Raw genomic sequence first — 18,582 nt, forward strand, 5'->3', positions numbered from 1 at the left:
TCCCGCTATTCCTGGCCCTCCGGCGCACTCTCCGTCTGGGTCTCTGTCTCTGATTCACTTGGCTGATTATTCCCAGTCTCAGTCTCCACGGACATCTCTGTTTCCGTTTCTGCCTGGGAATCCAGGGATTTTTGGGCATCGTCAATCTCTTTTAACTGTTTAATCACCAGCACCTCATGGAGATGTCGGAAATCGACCACGGGTGTAACTGTCCCTGACTTTGTCAGATTGTTGGAATCCATCCCGATTTCGTTGATATATCCAATCAAAATACCCGGTAAAAACCGGTTGCTGACATCAGAGGTGACAACCTTGTCGCCAACAGTTACCTTGTCATCCGCGTCCGTCAGTTTTACCAGGCTGATCTTTCCTTCATCGATCAGTTCAAGATTTCCCGCAATAATACAGTTGTCGGAGGTGGATGTGACGGTAGCGCTCACATTGCTGTAATCATCTATGATCGCGCGGACGGTCGCCCATTTGGGCCCCACCTCTGTCACAATTCCCACAAGGCCGCCTCCGGCAATCACATTGTTATTTACCATGACGCCGTCATTGGACCCCTTGTCAATGGTGAAGACGTTATACCAGTTTCCCGTATCCTTGGCTATGATTCTGGCGCCGACTTTTTCGTAATCATCATACTGCTGATCCAGATCATACAGCTCCCGAAGCCTGTCCAGTTCCTCCTTGTCCTGCAGCAGTTGACTGTTCTGCGCAGTGAGTTCATCCACCTCACTCTGGAGCTGTCTGTTTTCCTCCACCAGATTTGTGGAGCTCTGGAAAAAGGCGCCCTTATCGGCAATCCAGTTCCCCACAGTATTCATTCCATTCTGTATGGGAGTAATCACATATCCCGCCACATAACTCAAAGGGCCTGAGGAGGTGTCTGTGACAAAAGACAGTACAATTAACACTGCACACAGGAGTGTAATCAGTACCAGTATATATTTACTTTTCATGGAATCGTTAAATTTCTTTTTCATGAGAATTCCTCTTTTATAATGTAGTTCCTGTAAAATCTTTTACGGAGAACGTCAGCTTTCGAAGCTCCGGGCGGTTGATAATCTGTACCAAACCTCTCATAGTTGAATTGACAGGGTCCGGCACATTGTATGTGATAATCTCCAGACACCGGCCTATATACTCCGCAAGACCCGGGATCTGTGACACACCCCCACTTAAATACACCCCATTCTTCTGTATATCAGCCATCAGCTGGGGAGGCGTTCTCTCCAGGGTGGCTCTTACCGCGCCTGCAATGGTACGTATGGTATCCCCTATACATTCATGGACATCCTCTGAGGATATCACTTCTGCCACCGGGAGTCCTGTCACAGCATGGATTCCAAATATCCTCAACTTCTTAGACTGCCCACGCATTACATAAGCCAGATTGTTTTTGAGAAATTCAGAGGTCTTGGAACCAATGTTCAAGTCATAGCGCCTCCGGACCATGCTGCGGATCTCCTCATCCAATTGGTTACCGCCCGTCTCCAGACGGCGGCCTATAATAATCTTCCCGTCAGATACCACACTGATATCCGTGGTAGACGCACCGATATTAACCACCATATTTCCCATGGGGTGCAACACCGGCATACCAATTCCAATGGCATCTGCCATGCCGTTCTCAATCAGGGCCACTCTTTTGGCCTTGATATTTCCGGTCAGGAGCTGGTAGTAAGCCATCTTTTCCAGCTCCGTAATATCCACAGGAACTGTCATCACCACATCCGGATGCTTAGACAAAAAAGTAGAAAACCGTTTCAACAGTCGCGTCAACACGATTTCCAGATTTTTCACATCTGCTATGGAGCCATGCTGCATGGGGCTGCCAGCCTCCACATTTGCCGGAGCTTTTTCATAGATCTCATAAGCCTTCTGCCCAATAGCAATGACATTTACCTGATTGCGGATGGCAATCATATTTCTCTCGCAAACATATAGTTTTTCGTTTTTATCGCAAATCTTAATCGTATCTGTACCTAGATCGATTCCGCATATTCGTCGAAACAGCATACGGCATCTCCTTTAACTGTCTAAAATCCCACTCTCCCGAAAGCTTACATATTTTCGGTCCCCGATAACGATATGGTCCAACAATTCTATTCCCAGCATCTGCCCTGCCTTTTGAATCCGCTTAGTCAGATTTAGATCATCCCTGCTCGGGGAGGGGTCTCCGCTGGGATGATTGTGAACCAACACAATGGACACTGCATGAAAATGCAATGCCTCTAAAAAGATTTCTCTTGGAGATACCAGGGCGGCGTTTACCGTCCCCTTGGAGACAGCCACCTCGCCCACCATCTTATTTCTGGTGTCCAGCATCATTACCTGCATCTCTTCCTGCCCGCTGTGCCGGAAGTCTTCCATATAATAGGAAGCTATTGTTTCAGGATCCCGGAATTGAAGCCCGTTTTTCGCAGTCTGTTTTGCCAGACGTCTGGAGAGTTCCAGAATACACTTAATCTGAATCGCCTTAACCTTGCCTACTCCGTGAATCTGCATCAGATCCAAAATGCTGACCCGGTACAGACCCAATAGCCCCTGCTCTCCCGGCGCTGTTTTTAAAATCTCCCTAGACAGCCCCAGGGCTGTCATGCCCGTGGAACCCGTGCGCAGAATCACTGCCAGAAGCTCCGTATCCGTCAACATTTGAGGCCCCTGCTCCAGACATTTCTCATAGGGTTTCTCCGAGACAGGCAGTTCCTTCATTGTTTTATTTTCATTCATACTCGTATACTGCTCTCTCCCAAACCGAAAATGCAATACACGCCTTCAACATTTGCATACGGTCTGTACGGTAAAGCACAGTCCCGCTGAATTGTTGCAATAATTTTTATTTTATCATACATTAATAATAATGTATACACCCTTAATCTTAAATTTTGTTAAGGTTACTCTTGCTGGTCAACCGTTCAGACGGGGTAGCACGATCTTCCGCCTATAGGAAACAGCTTCCTCCGGCGCAGGGCTATGCTTCATGGACAATTGGCGTGCGTTTTTAATGAAGGTGAAATCCTCTGCTTACGGAAACTTAGGGACGAAGGAGCTCCTGAGTCCCTTAGTTGTAGTTAGCAGATAGTTCATCGGAATGCTGCACGCGTCCACGAAGCATTGCCCTGCGCCGGAGGATGCGTCCGCCTCAGCCTCTAACAAATCTGCCCCATCTGAACGGTTACTCTTACTGTTTTTACACAAGCGTTCTATTAGAATAGCGCTGTATAATAGCCTCGGCCACCTTCAGGCCATCCATAGCTGCTGAGGTGATCCCTCCTGCATATCCGGCCCCTTCACCGCATGGATAGAGTCCCTGGATGCTGCTCTCAAAATTTTTTCCGCGCTCAATACGTACTGGGGAAGAGGTTCTGCTCTCCACCCCGGACAGCACCGCGTCGGGCCGGTCAAACCCCTTGATCAACTGCCCGCATTCCAGAATACCCTGCCGCAATGCCTCGTACAGCGGCAGCGGCAGGCAGCCGTGCAGGCCGGTCAGGGAGTATCCGCCCAGGATACATGGCTCTACCTCTCCAACCTCTGTTGTGATTCTTTTTGCACAGAAGTCCCCCAGCAGTTGGACAGGAACCTTTCCCTTGCCGGCCAGATAAGCCTTTTCCTCCAGCTCTCTTTGAAACTGTACTCCCGCCAGAGCGTGGGTCCCGCTGTAGTCCTCCGGCGTCACGGTCACTACCATTGCGCTGTTTGCATTGCGCCCTTCCCGACTGTGATAGCTCATGCCGTTGACCGCAGTCCGTCCTCTTTCCGAGGAGGCGTTCACCACGTATCCTCCTGGACACATGCAGAAAGAGTACACGCCTCTCCCAAGTGCAGTCTGCCTGGTCAGCTTGTAGTCCGCAACAGGAAGGTCTCCGGAGCGCTCCCTGCCGTACTGGGAAAAATCAATCATGCTCTGGGGATGTTCAATGCGCAGCCCAACGGCAAAGGATTTTGGTTTCAAACACAAGCGCTTGCACTCCAGCATCTCAAACGTATCCCTGGCGCTGTGTCCAATCGCGAGTACCAGAATTTGGCATTCCAGCGCTTCCCTGTGATTGATTTGAAGGGATACCACACGGCCTTTCTCAATCTGAATATCTGTCACCTGGCTTAAAAATCGGACCTCGCCGCCCAGAGAGCAGATCTGTGTACGCATATTCTGAACCACCTGGCGCAGGATGTCTGTGCCAATATGGGGCTTATTAAGCCACAGGATCTCTTCCGGGGCCCCTGCTTCTACAAAGCACTCCAAAACATAACGGTTTCTCCCGGCAGGGTCCTTGACCCCTGTATTTAGCTTCCCGTCGGAAAAAGTGCCCGCTCCTCCTTCCCCAAACTGCACGTTGGAACGCTCATCCAGCTCTCCCGTGTTCCAGAAATGCTCCACCTTTCTCTGTCTCTCCTGCACTTCGTCTCCCCGCTCCAGAAGAATAGGACAGTATCCGGCCCTGGCCAGCAGAAGTCCGCAAAAAAGTCCCGCAGGTCCTGTGCCTACAATCACCGGCCGACTATGCAGCTTGTCCCTGCCGCTTTGGGGGATCTGGTATTCTTTTTTTCGGACCTGGCAGATGTCCTGGCTCTTTCTGCGTTTTAGCAGCTTCTCCTCCTGCCTTACCTCAGCATCCACTGAATAAACATACCGGATGTCCGGTTTCTTTCTGGCATCTGTGGACCTTCTTGCGATTTTGTAGGACACCAGATCTTCTCTCTCTATACTTAAAGCTTTTAAAATAGCTTCCTCCAGCTCTCTCTCGCTGTGCGCAGAGTTCAGCTTTAACTGTTGTATGCGAATCATAGTTCCTCCGTCTATTCTAAAGCAGAACGTTCCAAAGCATTCCGCCGTTTTACCGCGCAGCTTCCCTCCCTGCGACCCAGCCGCTTGACCAGGCCCACTGCAGGTTGTAGCCGCCGCAGATTCCGTCCACATCCAGAAGTTCTCCCGCCAAAAACAAGCCGGGAGCCCTTCTGGACTCCAGGGTGGCAGCACGCACCTGCTCAGTGGCCACACCGCCTGCACATACCTGAGCCATTTCAAAGGATTTAAAGCCCGTCACGTTTAGGGTCAGATCCTTTGCTGCCAAAACCACTTCTTCTATTTCAAGCTCCGAAAGCTTTTCACCCGGCTTCTTCCCCAGAGACCGCATCAGCGCCTGCACTGCCTTTTTCTGCAAAACGCCTGTGAGTAGCTCTTCCGCAGTACCGATGCCCAAATGTTCCTGCTTCTGCTTCAGGAAACAGACTGCCTGCTGTAACGTAAGCTCAGGAAGCAGGTCCACATGCAGCTTTACAGGAATTTTCTTTCTGATGGCGTCCACTGCATACCGGCTCAGCTGAAAAACCACAATCCCGGAGACTCCGTAATCCGTCCACTGCAACTCGCCGCTCTCACGGGCACAGACTTCCCCTCCGCTTTCCAACTGCAGATGCACCTGGCTTCTGGTACCGGACATCATCTGTACTGTTCTGTCGGCTACCTTTAGAGGAACCAGAGCCGGTATTACCGTTCGTATGCTGTGGCCCACGCTTTTGGCCAGTTCATAGCCGCTGCCATCTGAGCCGGTCTGCGGAGCAGCCTGTCCGCCTGCGCACAGAACTACACTGTCACAGGAATATTTCCAGGTTCTGGTCCGCACCAGCCATTCCTCCCCTGTGCGTTCCAGCGCGGTCACTTCCTCCCGGCACTTCAGCTTTACTTTAAGCCTGCGTATTTCCAGAAGAAGGGTATCAGCCACTGCCACAGCCTGATCCGTGTAGGGATATACATACCCCCCTCTATCCCTTGTGAGCAGTCCCAGGCTGTGAAAAAGTGCAATTGTCTTATCCACTGGAAGCTGGTCAATCACCTGCTGTATAAAATAACTGCCCGCTCCCCGAAAACTGCCTGCATCCATCTTTTGCATATTTGTCATATTGCATCTGCCGTTCCCTGTGATCAGCAGTTTTTTTCCCGGCTTTTCCATCTTTTCCAGCAGAGTAACCGCTGCCCCCTCCCTGGCTGCCGCGATGGCTGCCATGAGACCGGACGCCCCTGCTCCTATCACTACTACTCTTTTCACGGACACCTCCTGATATTCTCTATTCCTTCGGAAGGACTGCCACCTTTTTGTCCACCAGCTTCTGGAGGGACTTTAAGATACCCAGCTTGGCATGGGGCCAGGTAAGTCCTCCCTGAAAATAGACAGCATAGGGGGGCTTGATGGGCCCGTCTGCACTGAGCTCTATGGATGAGCCCTGCACAAAAGCGCCTGCCGCCATGATAACATCGCTGTCGTATCCCGGCATCGCCCACGGTTCCGGAGTCACATAGCTGTCCACTGGCGCAGCCGCCTGGATACCCTCACAGAAAGCGGTCACCCCATCCGGGGTTCCAAATTCCACAGCCTGGATAATGTCATGGCGGCTCTCCTTCCCGTCCGGAACCACCTTAAATCCCAGACTTTCATATATGTTTGCCGCAAAGACGGCTCCCTTTAAGGCTGCGGCCACCACAGTGGGAGCCAGGAAAAAGCCCTGATAAAAGCTCTGCAGAACTCCCAGGGAGGCACCCACCTCTTTTCCCAGTCCCGGGGAGGTCAGCCGGTAGGCAGCATTTTCTACACACTCCCTTGTTCCCGCAATATATCCTCCTATGGGGGCGAGACCTCCACCGGGATTCTTTATCAGAGAGCCCACCACCATGTCGGCCCCCACATCGGAGGGCTCCTGTCTCTCCACAAATTCCCCGTAGCAGTTGTCCACCATACAAATCAGACGATTATCCAGCTGCTTAACAAAGGTGACCGCCTCCCCGATCTGTCCCACAGAGAGAGTTGGTCTGGTCTGATACCCTTTTGAGCGCTGAATCGCAACCATCCTGGTCCTCTCATTGACCGCCCCTCTTATCTTTTCATAGTCAAAGCTCCCGTCCGGCATCAGATCCACCTGACGGTAAGTGATTCCGTATTCCGCCAGAGATCCCCTGGAAGGACGGATGCCGATAACCTCCTCCAAGGTATCATATGGCTTGCCGGAGATGGAGAGCAGTTCATCCCCAGGCCTTAAATTGGACATAAGGGCCAGGGCCAGGGCGTGTGTTCCGCAGGTGATTTGCGGACGAACCAGAGCCGCCTCCGTGTGAAAGGCCGCTGCATAGACCTCCTCCAGTGTATCCCTGCCGAGATCATTGTAACCGTAGCCGCTGGTCCCATTCAGGCACTCCGCGCTCACCCTGCCTTTCTGCATGGCATGGATTACCTTGAGCTGGTTATACTCTGCTATGGCATCAATCTGCGCAAAGCGTTCCTGTAAAGTTTCCTCAATTCTTCTTCCATAGCGGCAAACCTGGGAACTGATCCCCAGGTCCTGAAACATTGCTTCCATTTCTAAAGTCTCCATCCTATCTCTAAGCCGGAGTAATCCCTGTCTCCTTCAGGATTTCCAGCATCCTTTCTAATATAGATTGATTTTCATAGCCGTACCTGGATTTGTCAATCCAGTATACCTCTCTCTCTCTCTTAAACCAGGTCAGCTGACGTTTTGCAAAGTGTCTGGTGTCCCGCTTTAAGATGTAAATTGCCTCTTCCAGGCCATATTCCCCATCCAGATACCCCAGAATTTCTTTGTAGCCCAAGCCCTGCATGGAAACCATCTGACGGGTATAGCCCCGGTTACGAAGAGAGCGAACCTCATCTAAAAGGCCGTCCTCCATCATCTGATCCACCCTCCCATTGATTCTCTCATACAAGCGCTCTCTTTTATCCGTCAGCACGAAGTAGGCAAACCGATAGGGAGATTCCTTTTGCCTCTCCCTCTCATTGTGAGCGGAAATGGGTTCTCCTGTTTCTTTATAGTATTCCAGCGCCCGGATAACCCTCTTTACATTGTTTGCGTGGATCTGTCCCGCGGAGACAGCGTCTATCTTCTCCAGCATCCTGTGCAGATAATCGTTTCCCTTCTTCCTGGCCAGTCCCTCCAGCTCCCGACGGTACCGGTCATCGCTCCCGTTTTCTGTAAAATCAATATCATAGAGGACTGCCTGAATATAAAACCCGGTTCCCCCCACCAGGATCGGAATTTTTCCACGCTCGTAAATTTCCTGGATACAGCCCTTGACCATTTCCTGAAACTTTACCACATGAAATTCATCATCCGGCTTCAGCACATTGATCATGTGGTGAGGGACCCCCTGCATCTCTTCCGGGGTAATCTTTGCGGAACCAATATCCATGTACTGATAGACCTGCATGGAATCCGCAGAGATGATCTCCGCGCCAACCCGCTTGGCCAATTCAATGGACAGCTCCGTTTTTCCTACAGCTGTAGGTCCTGTCAGAATAATTAAAGGTTTTTTCATAACTTCACCTGTTTTTTCCAGCCGGTCTATACGTTACTGTTCACAGTAACGTCTACACAATACGTTTGAATTTTTTCTCCAGCTCATATTTTGTCATTGATATAATCGTAGGTCTTCCATGGGGACAATTATATGGATTTTTCAGACTCATCAGCTCATCAATCAGTGCCTGGGCCTCCTTAAAAGACATTTTGTGGTTGCCTTTCACTGCTGCCTTGCAGGACATGGAAGCAATCTTTTCATTGATCATCTCCGCGCTGGCACGCCCTGTCTGCTCAGCCAGTCCGTCCAGCATTTCCAGAAAAACCTCCCTCTCGGCAAGACCGAACAGATTGGCGGGCACCGCACGAATAGAGTACTCTTTTCCGCCAAAGTGCTCAATCTCATAGCCAATTTGGGTGAAATTTTCCATATACTGAGCCAGCAGCTCTTCCTCCTGAAGGCTCAAGCTTAAGATCAGAGGCGGACTGATCTGTTGGGAGGTAAATTCTTTTTTCTCAAGTCCTGCCATGGTCCGCTCATAGAGCACTTTCTCGTGGGCTGCATGCTGATCGATAATGTACAACTTCTCCTGAAACTCTACCAGCCAGTAAGTGTCAAATACCTGCCCGATTATGCGGTGCTCTTTTACATTTTCTTTTGAGAGCAATTTATCCTCAAATAACTCTATCTGCTGGGGCGGGAGTTTACTATCCTCTGTATTTTTCCGGCTCTCAGGATTCTTTACCGGCTCCGCGTGATACCTGGCCTTCTCTTCCCCTGCCCTGTCACAGGGTGGTTTTTCTCTGCGCTGCTTTTCCAGCAGTCTATGCTCAAAGGGCTCCGGTATCGGCGCCGTCACTTGTTTCATGGGCGGAATCTCTGGGCTGTGCTTTTCAGAGGCCACCGTTACCTGGGGAATCAGCTCCTGCCTGGTAAGCCCCTCCCTCACGGTATCGCATACCAGCTGGAAGATCTGCTGATTATCCGCAAACCGCAGCTCCATTTTTGTTGGATGCACATTGATGTCTAGAAGTTTTCCGTCTATGGTAAAATGCAGGGCCGTAAAGGGGTATTTATGCTGCATCATAAAGGTGCGGTAGGCCTCCTCAATGGCCTTAGACAGGATGCTGCTGCGGATATACCTACCATTGATAAAGTAGTTCTCATAGTTCCGGTTTCCTCTTGATATTACAGGTTTTCCTATAAAGCCCCGGATCGTCACATCCTTAATACTGGTGTCGATCTCTACCAGATTGGCCGCAATCTCCCTCCCATAGATTCCATAGATGATATCCTTCAGATTTGTATTGCCTGAGGTATGAAGACGGGTCTGGTTATTGTTGATAAACTTAAAGGCAATCTCCGGGTGTGAGAGAGCCATGCGCTCCATCAAATCATTGATGTACCCCGCCTCCGTCATTGGAGTTTTTAAGAACTTCTTTCTGGCAGGCGTATTGTAAAAGAGATTGCGCACCAAAAAGGTGGTTCCCTCAGGAGCCCCGATCTCCTCCATGCCCTTTTCCATCCCGCCCTCAATCACATAGCGCACTCCGGTCAGGTTCCCGGCTGTTTTCGTAATCAGCTCCACCTGGCAGACGGCCGCTATGCTGGAGAGCGCCTCACCGCGAAATCCCAGGGAGGCCACATTTAAGAGATCCTCCACTCTGGATATCTTGCTGGTGGCGTGGCGCAGAAAAGCCAGGGGAACCTGCTTTGGTGCAATCCCCTCCCCATTGTCCGTGATACGGATAAAAGTGATTCCACCCTCCTTGATCTCCACGGTGATGGCATTTGCCCCCGCGTCAATGGCATTCTCCACCAGCTCCTTTACCACAGAGGCCGGGCGCTCAATCACCTCCCCTGCGGCAATCTTATCAATGGTACTTTGATCCAAAACTGCAATCTTATTCATAGCATCACCATCTGTTCTTCAGCTTATTCTGCAAGCGGTATATTGTATTTAAGGCATCAATGGGCGTCAGGGTACTGATCTCAATCTCACTCAGTTCCCTGAGAATATCCTCGTCACTCACTGTATCAAACAGAGACATCTGTTCTAAGTCCACCTGATCGTACTTTTTGGGTTTTTTCGGTTTACTCCTGCTACCTGTCTCAGCTTTGATTTCACTGACCCTCTCTGTAATGTCCGCGTTGCTTAGTTCCTCCGCAAGCTCCCTGGCCCGTTCTATAACAGTGTCCGGGACTCCCGCCAGCTTTGCCACCTGGATTCCGTAGCTCTTGTCTGCACCACCCTTCACAATTTTCCTGAGAAAGACAATGTCATCCCCCTTCTCTTTGACGGCGATGCAGTAGTTGTTTACGCTGCTCAGTTTTCCCTCCAGCTCCGTCAGCTCATGGTAATGGGTGGCAAACAGGGTTTTGGCTCCCAGCAGCTTGGGATTGCTGATATGCTCCACCACCGCCCAGGCAATACTCAGGCCGTCAAAGGTGCTGGTTCCCCTTCCGATTTCATCCAGGATCAGAAGACTGTTGGAGGTGGCGTTTCTCAGAATGTTGGCCACCTCTGTCATTTCCACCATGAAGGTACTCTGTCCGGAGGCCAGATCATCGGATGCGCCGACCCTGGTAAAGATCCGGTCAACGAGACCGATCTTTGCGCTGTCCGCAGGCACAAAGCTGCCCAATTGGGCCATGAGCACGATCAGGGCTGTCTGTCTCATATAAGTGGACTTTCCAGCCATATTGGGGCCTGTGATTATGGAGATGCGCCTGTTAGCATTGTCCAGATAGGTATCGTTGGCAATAAACATGTCATTGGTGATCATTTTTTCTACCACAGGGTGACGTCCCCCCTTGATGTCAATGAGTCCCTTCTCATTGATCTTGGGGCGCACATACTGGTTGCGCTCCGCCACCACAGACAGGGAGGCAAACACGTCAATCTGGGCGATTGCCTTGGCTGTGCGCTGAATGCGCACAACTTCCTTAGCGACCGTATCCCTCACCTGGGAAAACAGGTCGTATTCCAGTGCAAAGAGCTTATCCTCCGCCCCCAGGATAATATCTTCCAGCTCTTTCAGCTCAGGGGTTATGTACCGCTCCGCGTTTGCTAAGGTCTGTTTCCGCGTATAGTGCTCAGGCACCAGGTTTTTGTAGGAGTTTGTCACCTCCAGGTAGTAGCCGAATACTTTATTAAACTTGATCTTCAGGTTTTTGATGCCCGTGGCATTCCTCTCCTTGGCCTCTAGCTCTGCCAGCCACGTTTTCCCCTCTGTCTTGGCGTGGCGCAACCGATCGATCTCCTCGTGGTACCCCTCCTTAATGATTCCACCCTCCTTGATTGCAATCGGCGGGTCATCCACTACAGAGGTCTCAATCAGCTGGCACACATCCTCCAGCCCATCCATTTGTTCCTCAATCTGCCCAAGCAATTCTGCAGAAAAGCTTTTCAGGATAAATTTGATATGGGGAAGCATTGCCAGAGAGCTCTTAAATGCAATCATATCCCTTGGATTGGCGGATTTGTAGCTGATCTTGCTGATCAAGCGCTCCAGGTCATAGACAGGATTTAAGTATTCCCTTATTTCTTCCCTGGAAATTGCGTTGTTGTTGAGCTCTTCAATGGCGTCCAGCCTTAGGTTAATCTCAGATTTGCTGATCAGGGGCTGCTCAATATAGCTGCGGAGCATCCTGGCCCCCATGGCTGTCTTTGTTTTATCCAGCACCCAAAGCAGGGAACCTCTTTTCTGCTTCTCCCTCAGAGTCTCACATAGCTCCAGGTTTCTCCTGGTGGAGCTGTCAATGATCATGTACTTTCCCGTCACATAGGGTGTCAGAGTGGTCAGGTTGGACATGGATGTCTTCTGCGTTTCCAGAAGGTACTGAAGCATAGCGCCTGCAGCAATCACGCCGCAGTTGTAATCCTCAAGCCCCAGCCCCTTCAGAGCTTCCACATGGAAATGCTCCATAAGAGCCCGTCTACAAAGATCATCATCAAAATACCAGTCATCCAGGAAATAGACTGTGATCCCCAGCCTATTTTTGATGTCTTCCTGGTCCACGCCGCTGACCCGGAAGGACTCATTGCAGATGATCTCTGCTGGAGCGAACTTTGTGATCTCGTCCATCAACTTCCGGTCTGTCTCAATCTCCGTCACAAAATAATCGCCGGTGGTGATATCCGCGATGGATACTCCATACCGGTCTGCCACATACACGATGCACATAATATAGTTATTCCGTGTCTCATCCAGCGCCTGGGTGCTCAAGTTTGTTCCTGGTGTGACAATGCGGATGACTTCCCTCTTTACCAGCCCTTTAGCCTGCTTAGGATCCTCCACCTGCTCACAGATCGCCACCTTGTACCCTTTGGAGACCAGCTTGTTCAAATAGACATCCACCGCGTGGTAAGGGATGCCGCACATGGGCGCCCGCTCATCCAGACCGCAGTCCTTTCCCGTTAGTGTGATCTCCAGTTCCCTTGAGGCAGTCAGCGCATCCTCAAAGAACATTTCATAGAAATCTCCCAGGCGGTAAAATAAAATACAATCCTTATACTCTTCTTTTGTTTTTACGTACTGCTGCATCATTGGCGTTAATTCTGCCACGTTTTCTACCTCTCTATCTCACCATTTTTCCCATGTAGTAAAATCCCCTGCATTTCTCCAGGCGTACATCCACAATCGACCCAATCAATTCCCCACTCCCAGGGAAATGCACCAAAAGATTGTTGTCCATTCTCCCGGTAACCAGCTGCGCGTCCTGCTGGTTGACTTCCTCCACCAGCACCGGCACCGTCATTCCCGTGTACCTGGAGGAGCGTTCTCTGCCGATTTCCTGGACCAGAGCCAAGAGCCGGTCAAAGCGGTCCTTAATTACCTCTTCAGGCACCTGTTCCTCCATAACCGCCGCCGGAGTGCCTGTTCGTTTGGAATAGATAAATGTAAATGCACTGTCATAGCCCACCTTTTCTACAACGTCCATAGTCTCCAGAAAGTCCTCCTCAGTCTCCCCCGGAAATCCCACAATGATATCCGTGGTCAGGGAGATATCCGGTATCGCCCGGCGCAGCTTCTCCACCAGGGCCAGATACTGCTCTTTTGTATAACGCCTGTTCATGATCTTCAAGATTCTGCTGCTACCGGACTGGAGGGGCAGGTGGAGATGCCTGCATATCTTATTTGAATTTTTCATCACCTCAATCAGATCCTCAGACAGATCCTTAGGGTGAGAGGTCATGAATCGGATACGCTCCAATCCCTCAATCTTTTCCACCTCTGCGAGAAGCTGAGCAAAGCTCATGGGTTCCTTAAGATTTTTTCCGTAGGAGTTCACATTCTGTCCAAGCAGCATCACTTCCACCACTTTGTCCTCCACAAGACGTTCGATCTCCCGGATAATATCCCGTGGGGAGCGGCTTCTCTCCCTCCCTCTCACATAGGGCACAATGCAGTAGCTACAGAAGTTGTTGCATCCAAACATGATGTTGACCCCTGACTTGAAGGGATACTTTCGCTCCGCGGGCAGATCCTCCACAATCTTGTCCGTGTCCTCCCAGATGTCAATCACCATCCTGTCGGATTCCAAGGCGGCTGCGATCAGCTCCGCAAATTTATAGATATTGTGTGTTCCGAAAATCAGATCCACAAAGCGGTAGCTTGTTTTCAGCTTCTCCACCACCTTAGGCTCCTGCATCATACACCCGCACAGCGCAATCATCATGTGGGGATTCTTTTTCTTGACTGTCCCCAGAGAACCCAGACGGCCGTACACCTTCAGGTTTGCGTTCTCCCTGACCGTACAGGTATTGTAGATCACAAAGTCCGCATCCTCCCCCTCTGTCATCTCATAGCCGATCTCCTCCAGAATTCCCGCCAGCTTTTCACTGTCCCTGGCGTTCATCTGGCAGCCAAAGGTCACTGTGGATGCCTTCAGCTTTCTCCCCAGCCTGGCGCTCTTCTCTGCCACAAGGCTTCGGCACTTGCGAATGTAGTAGTATTGCCGCAAGGGCTCCCGGACAGGTGCCTCTTTGCCAAGATCTATCTTATCTAATTCCTCTTCAAAGAATGATGTTCTCTTCATCTGTATGCTCCTTTAAATGGTCTTTAACTTGTAACTGTTCAGTCCCTTCACAGTTACATGCAAAAATCCATTTAAAATCACCTTCGGTGATGGGATTTTTGCACTCCTGAATCATTTTCTTACGGTCAGCGCAGTAAATGCGCAGACCTGTTAAATAGTTGCTTTAACTATATTATTATACAGGGGGATTTTTTAAAAAGCAATACTAGAGCGCAGGAAAAGCCGTCGTTACGCAAGAGTTCAGACGTGTCAGGGCTATTGCTGGCTGGGACCCTCTTCCGGCAAAAAGAAACAGCTTCCTCCGGCGCAGGGCAATGCTTCGTGGACAATTGGCGTGCGGTTTTAATGGAGATGGAATCCTCTGCTTACGGAAACTTAGGGATGAAGGTGTTCTGAGTCCCTTAGTTGTAGTTAGCAGATAGTCCATCGGAATGTTGCACGCGTCCGCGAAGCATTGCCCTGCGCCGGTGGAAGCGTCCGCGCCCACCTCAGCCTGGGACCAAACCTGTTTTAACTGTTACGTCGGTACATCAAAGTACCGGCAGCCTGTATCTATTGCTCCATCACTTTTCTTTTTTCCATTTTCTGAAGCTGCTGTTCTCCCTCCTCTGCCAGAATGCGGAAATCCTGGATGTTCTGCTTTAGCTGGGGCAGGGCTTTTTCCTTGTAGGCACTGATGTCATCCAAAGCAGAGATGGTATCTGTGAAGGCCTGTCTTAAGGTTTCAATGGAGATATTGGACTCCGAGGCCTGTTCGTGAACGGCCACACCCTGCTCCTTGAGCATCCTGGAAGTGGAGGCAATCATCTGGTTGGTGGCCTCATTGAGCATATTGATCTTGTCCAGAACAATCTTTTGGTGGTAGAGGGCACCGGCTACAGTGACCGCCACACGCAGAGCTGAGACAGTGACAGTCTCTGCCCGGTCCACCCCCCGGATCAGCTCCAGATTGTTTTTGCGAATGATCTCCATAGCGATGATTCCCTGCTGATTGACTGCCAGCAGCTGCTGAAAATCCATAATCCTCTGGCGGAGCGGAAAGAGGATCTCCTCCTGCACAAATTTAATCTTCTCCGGGTCTTGTCCTGAGACTTTGGCATTTTCCACCTCATTGGACAGGTAGGTATCCAGCTGGGTTCCCAGCTCAATCTTCTGCATCATCTCTTTGGTGACCTCGCGCATAGTTGCCTGTTCGATCTCCAGAGTCACATTGTCGTTTTTCAGAACCGCTTTTCCCTTGTCCAGGGACTTGATGATTCCCGCAATTTCCTCGTCTGCTGTCTTATAACGCTCAAAGTACCGCCTCACAGGGTTAAACACCTTTCCCAGCAGGCCTGTCTTTGTAAAGTCCAGACCAGAGGGGTCCAGATCCCGCATCTTGATGGAAAGCTCCTCCAGTCCCCTGGCCACATCCCCGGACTCACCGCCCGCTTTTGAAAAATCACCCATCCGTGTCTGGAGAATGCTGTTTTTTGACTGAGACTTTTGTATGGTAGCCGCTCCAAAAGTTTCAATAGCCTGTACAAACTCTCTCCTTTCTGTAAGGGAATCCAGATCAATCTGCATGATCTGATCTCCCTTCTCACGCACAGCTGTCTGTATTCCCTGCACCTCCTCCGGTGTGGGAGCCAGTTCTTTTTCCACCTCTTTTTTTATTTCTTCTGTCTTTGGTAAATCCAATGAAAATCCGCTCATAAGCCCTCCTTATGTTACATGTTTGCATTAAACAAATTTTTAAGTTGATACACAACATCATCTGTGGAGGCATCAATGCTGGCAGCCTCATTCACAGAACTGATCTCCTTTAATGCATCCAGATTGGCGTTGTAACCTATGGTGTAAATGGGGATTTTCAGCCCGGTGATCACCTCCCGGATTTCATTCAGGGTATACCCCTCATTTGTATCCCCATCACTGAGCACAAAAAGCATGGGCTTTGCGTCCGGGGTCTGCGCCTGGGCCTCCTGTATCATGTTCATGGCTACACAGATCGCGTCAAAAGTGGCTGTGCCTCCGGATGCGCTCAGATTCTCCACTGCGCCCTTAAAGAGGGACTGCTGGTTCAGGTCAAATTTACCTACAGGTAGCTCAATGGTCACATAGGAAGAGTAGCTGACCATGCCAATGTAATTGTCTGCGTTTATGTATTTCATACTGTTGATCAGTGAATTCTGCAGCGCATGGATTGGCTCACCCTCCATACTGCCTGACACATCTGTCACAAAAATACACACCACTGGCTTTCCGTTATCCTTATTCTTTTTGTACAGCTTCTGGGCGTCTGTCAGAATGTCTCCTGAGATATCCGCATACTCACACACATAGTCATTCATACCGTTAAACCCATATTCCGTAGCGCTTTTCTGTGCCTCCTCACTGCTGCAGAACTCTGCGAACTTCTCCAAAATCTGTTTTTTCTCATCACTGGTTGTGCCAAGACTTACCAGAGGATTGTCATGCCGGTAGCCGAAGGGCGTAAACTTGTATTCCCTTGAGAGAGCAGGATCATTTTTGTAAGACTGATATTCCAGTATAAACCCATCCAGGGACCCGTTTTCCGCGGCTTCCCTCATCTGCATGGTAGTCAGGGCCACAAAGGGCACATTCTGCTGAAAATTCCTAAATCCTGCTACTGCGGTGTCGGAGAGAGGATTGGCGGAATCATACCGCTCCAGGGTACAGATCAGAAAATTCATTCCCGCGCTGCTGGCAAAGGGATTGGTATACCCCATGGCAAATTCACCGGCCGCTGTGGCTTCTGTGATTGCCTTTAAGTCAACGGTACCGTACTTTTCCGTCATCTTTTTATAGGTCTCATCCGTAAGCAGAATGCCTGCCACGTTTCCGGTAAGGCTTTCAGACAGAACCTCTATGTTCACATTGTTGGCCCGAAGCATCTCCACCCACAGCATATTTGAGGGAGCAAATCCATCCGGAACCGCCTTACCCGTGGAGATATAGTCCAGAGCCTGCCCACTGTTCACTTTGCGGACCTTTACAGATACCGGCTGCCCGTCCACCTTGTACCCCTGGCTGTTGAACTGGTTTGCCATCTCACAGAGCCAGCCATCGGTCCCGGTTCCAGCCTTTTCGGGGGAGGAATAGATCTCCGCATACAGCGGCGTTGTGCTTTCCGCAGTCACCTCACAGGTATCGATCTCCGGCAGCTCACTGGCCGCATCCTCCTCCAGATCGTATTCTATGGGTGACTTTACAGGCTGGGCGGTGTCCGGACTGATCTCCTTTACCATCTTTTCCAGCCTCCCCTTAGCGGACTCCTCAGAGATCACCCGCTTTGATTTTCCCAGATTCCTGGTCATGTAAATGCCGGCAAAGGTAACTGCAAACACTGCCACTAAGATAACAGCTACAATAATGATCGTATTTTTCTTCTTCATAAGCTCCTCCTATTGATAGTATTTTGTCTGGCTCACCAGTTTCTCTATTTCCTCCAGGGTCTCCGTGTTCGCGCTCTGAACTGCGCTGTCCTCCAGCTCCGACAATTCCATGGCAAGAGTGTCCAGCTTCAGAAGAATTTTCTCATTCAGGGCAACGGAATCTTTGATATTACTCAAATTTTTCTCGTAAAGCTTCAACTGTTCAACCTGAATGTCATCCGGGATGTCGTCTTCTTTGTAGTGGAGGAGGCGCTCATATTCCTTCTCATCAAAAATCGACATGCGGTTGGCCATGAGCACCACATTTTTTACAATGGAAACCTCCGCGCTTCTGGTAATTCCGCTAAACTTTTCCCAGCTTAAGCTTCCCCTGGTAAATTTCCGTTCCAGCATATCCTCCAGCCGTTTCCTGGAACGCTTTGTGCGCTCCAGCTGCTCCATAGCCGTCCTTGCAGTGTTCCCAAAAAACTTTTCATCCTGATATTCTTTCAGAATCTCCCCGGCGCCGGAAATCCCCTTTACCTCCAGGACATCCACATGCGCGTGCTTCGGCTGCGCCAGGGCCCGGTAATTGACAAGCACCAATGCCAGCACCAGCGCAACGCCTGCTGTCACGGACATCACTGCCCGGAATATATTGTAGTCCGTAATGCGTAAAGCCAGAAGCCCCGGAGAATAGAGAACAACCGCTGCAACTGCAATTCCTAAATTTTTCGCAATCAGTACAATGTACTTTTTCACAACTCTGCTCCTTGTCTCACGTATTTTGTTACTATTTAGAATAACATTCTTTTGATTTTACGTCAATTGCAATATACATGCTTTATT

At 50.2% G+C, this 18,582-nt stretch carries 13 protein-coding genes; all 13 read right to left on the minus strand.

Translation table 11 applies throughout. The annotated features are described in order from the left end of the window. Positions 1-5: 5 nt before the first annotated feature. Positions 6-986 carry a rod shape-determining protein MreC gene (gene mreC, locus AC0THY_RS14445; protein ID WP_489991304.1) on the minus strand — a complete coding sequence of 327 codons (981 nt, stop codon included), beginning with the start codon at positions 984-986 and terminating at the stop codon, positions 6-8. Between the two features lie 13 nt (positions 987-999). Further along, positions 1,000-2,022, minus strand: coding sequence for a rod shape-determining protein (locus tag AC0THY_RS14450; RefSeq protein ID WP_489991305.1), 1,023 nt, complete (start codon positions 2,020-2,022; stop codon positions 1,000-1,002). Between the two features lie 12 nt (positions 2,023-2,034). Next, positions 2,035-2,736, minus strand: coding sequence for a RadC family protein (gene radC / locus AC0THY_RS14455; RefSeq protein ID WP_489991306.1), 702 nt, complete (start codon positions 2,734-2,736; stop codon positions 2,035-2,037). Between the two features lie 460 nt (positions 2,737-3,196). Then, positions 3,197-4,795, minus strand: a complete 1,599-nt coding sequence (locus AC0THY_RS14460) for an NAD(P)/FAD-dependent oxidoreductase (RefSeq protein WP_489991307.1) — start codon at positions 4,793-4,795, stop codon at positions 3,197-3,199. 49 nt (positions 4,796-4,844) lie between these two features. Next, positions 4,845-6,056, minus strand: coding sequence for a BaiN/RdsA family NAD(P)/FAD-dependent oxidoreductase (locus tag AC0THY_RS14465; RefSeq protein ID WP_489991308.1), 1,212 nt, complete (start codon positions 6,054-6,056; stop codon positions 4,845-4,847). A gap of 19 nt (positions 6,057-6,075) precedes the next feature. Next, complete coding sequence (locus tag AC0THY_RS14470; RefSeq protein WP_489991309.1) at positions 6,076-7,359, minus strand: methionine gamma-lyase family protein; 1,284 nt, start codon at positions 7,357-7,359, stop codon at positions 6,076-6,078. A gap of 22 nt (positions 7,360-7,381) precedes the next feature. Beyond that, positions 7,382-8,332, minus strand: a complete 951-nt coding sequence (gene miaA / locus AC0THY_RS14475; protein WP_489991310.1) for a tRNA (adenosine(37)-N6)-dimethylallyltransferase MiaA — start codon at positions 8,330-8,332, stop codon at positions 7,382-7,384. Positions 8,333-8,384: 52 nt separating this feature from the next. Next, a complete protein-coding gene (mutL, locus tag AC0THY_RS14480; RefSeq protein WP_489991311.1) occupies positions 8,385-10,226 on the minus strand; it encodes a DNA mismatch repair endonuclease MutL in 1,842 nt (613 codons plus the stop codon). A gap of 4 nt (positions 10,227-10,230) precedes the next feature. After that, positions 10,231-12,864 carry a DNA mismatch repair protein MutS gene (gene mutS / locus AC0THY_RS14485; protein WP_489994201.1) on the minus strand — a complete coding sequence of 878 codons (2,634 nt, stop codon included), beginning with the start codon at positions 12,862-12,864 and terminating at the stop codon, positions 10,231-10,233. A gap of 31 nt (positions 12,865-12,895) precedes the next feature. Continuing rightward, entirely contained in the window at positions 12,896-14,356 is a 1,461-nt protein-coding gene (gene miaB, locus AC0THY_RS14490; RefSeq protein ID WP_489991312.1) for a tRNA (N6-isopentenyl adenosine(37)-C2)-methylthiotransferase MiaB, read from the minus strand. Positions 14,357-14,908: 552 nt separating this feature from the next. Further along, positions 14,909-16,051, minus strand: a complete 1,143-nt coding sequence (locus tag AC0THY_RS14495) for a toxic anion resistance protein (protein ID WP_489991313.1) — start codon at positions 16,049-16,051, stop codon at positions 14,909-14,911. Positions 16,052-16,065: 14 nt separating this feature from the next. Next, on the minus strand, positions 16,066-17,754 hold the full coding sequence (locus AC0THY_RS14500; RefSeq protein ID WP_489991314.1) for a VWA domain-containing protein: 1,689 nt from the start codon (positions 17,752-17,754) through the stop codon (positions 16,066-16,068). Positions 17,755-17,763: 9 nt separating this feature from the next. Beyond that, on the minus strand, positions 17,764-18,495 hold the full coding sequence (locus AC0THY_RS14505; RefSeq protein WP_489991315.1) for a hypothetical protein: 732 nt from the start codon (positions 18,493-18,495) through the stop codon (positions 17,764-17,766). Positions 18,496-18,582 lie beyond the last annotated feature (87 nt).

The organism is Ruminococcus sp. 8Y-12, assembly GCF_058119865.1.